Origin of the sequence: Cupriavidus yeoncheonensis (assembly GCF_905397275.1) — a bacterium.
Classification (GTDB): domain Bacteria; phylum Pseudomonadota; class Gammaproteobacteria; order Burkholderiales; family Burkholderiaceae; genus Cupriavidus; species Cupriavidus yeoncheonensis.
The window spans coordinates 1-1616 of the sequence record NZ_CAJPUY010000060.1; the positions used below are offsets into that span (position 1 = coordinate 1).

The following is a 1616-nucleotide window of genomic DNA, read 5'->3' on the forward strand; positions in this document are numbered from 1 at the left end:
CTCTCAAGAAACAGAAGTGAAGGTGGTTGTGTTCATGTGGCCACCTCTATCGGATTGACCTGGAACCCGAGGGCCGTGGCCCGGCGTTTGAGCGCGGCAATACTGCGCTGGCGCTGCTGCTCTTCATAGTGCTGCTGGCCCTGGTCAACGAAGGCTTCGCCGCGCGTGAGCATGAAGTACACCATCCGCGCGAGTTTATGGGCGACAGCGGTATTGGCGCGCGGTTTGTCCATGCGCGTGCACAGGCGCCGGTAGAAGGCGCCGAGCGCCGAGTCGCTGTGCGACAGACTCATAGCGGCCATCTTCAATGCCTGGCGCGCCCGGTTCGCCGAGCGCTTGGTGCCCGAGGCGAGCACCTTGCCGCCGCTGATCTTGGTGCCGGGGCACAGGCCTAGCCACGAACAGAAGTGCTTGACATTGGCGAAGCGGCTGAGGTCCGGTCCAATCTCCGAGAGGATCTTCAGCACCGCAGTCGCGCCCAGCCCGTTGATGCGCGTGAGGTCCACGCCCGCCCAGTTGGCCATGACCTGGCGGACATCGAATTCGGCACGCACCTTGCTGCCGGCTCGGGGGACTTTGCCCAAGTCGATCTGGCATTGGCCCAACTTGCCTAGCAAGGCCTGCAGCTTCGTCTCGCACTCGGCCAGATGCCGTGCAATGTGGTCGTACATGGCCAGCGCCTGGCCGAGTACGAACAGATGCTCTTCGCGCCAGTTACCCGTCAGCGCTCTGGTGACTTCCTCGGCGCTGGCCTTGACGCGGCTGTGACGGTGGCGTGCAAGTACCTTTGCATCGCGCTCGCCGGCCACGATGGCGCGGATGATGGCCTGTCCGGTCATGCCCATCACATCGGTGAGCACCTCGGTGAGCTGGAGGTTCATCTGGACCAAGGCCTTCTGTATGCGCTGCACCCAACTGGCCTGCTCGGTGAGCAGCACTTCGCGCTGGCGGGCCACTGCGCGCACCACGCACACCTCGCCGTCGGGGCGCCAGGCCGCGCGCAGCAACCCCAGGCTCATCAGCCTTTGCAGCCATTGGCAGTCCTGCACGTCGCTCTTGCGTCCGGGCACGTACTTCATCTGCCGCGCATCGACCAGCCAGACCTTCAGCCCGCGCTGCTCCAGCACCTCGTACACCGGGATCCAGTACACCCCGGTGGATTCCAGCGCGACCGCGTCGACGCCACATGCAATGAGCCAGTCGGCCAGGGCGTTGAGGTCGTCAGTCATCGCGCCGAATTCGCGCACCGGGTCGTCAGTCGCATGGCGGGACACGGCGACCCAGTGGCTCGATGCTCCGACATCGATCCCCGCCGCGTTGGGAAACACCTCGTCTTCTCGCTTGCGCATGGCCATGGCTTGCTCCAAGATCGTCAGTGAACGGCAGCGCCATGGGAAGCGTCGATTTCGACTCGATCTCTCAAACGGGATGCGCATCGCTGCGCTCACCACTGTCGCCGACGATTCCCGGACCAGGCTCAATAACGGGCTCACCCAGCAGCGAGGCGAATCGCCGCGAGCTCGCACCAATGGGTTATCGGTCATCTCGGCGCTGCCGTTCCCTTTTATAGTCGTTTCTTCGCGAACGCCGGGCACAGGCTTGGGCTTGGGAAGCTC

1 protein-coding gene is annotated in these 1616 nt (G+C 64.2%); it reads right to left on the bottom strand.

Features of this window, described 5'->3' with window-relative positions:
• Positions 1–32: 32 nt before the first annotated feature.
• On the bottom strand, positions 33–1355 hold the full coding sequence (locus KHO22_RS32270; RefSeq protein ID WP_211951254.1) for an IS110 family RNA-guided transposase: 1323 nt from the start codon (positions 1353–1355) through the stop codon (positions 33–35).
• Positions 1356–1616 lie beyond the last annotated feature (261 nt).

What these genes read in the sequence shown, in the direction of transcription:
- KHO22_RS32270 (WP_211951254.1), bottom strand. Translation starts at nt 1,355, where the DNA reads ATGGCCATGCGCAAGCGAGAAGACGAGGTGTTTCCCAACGCGGCGGGG.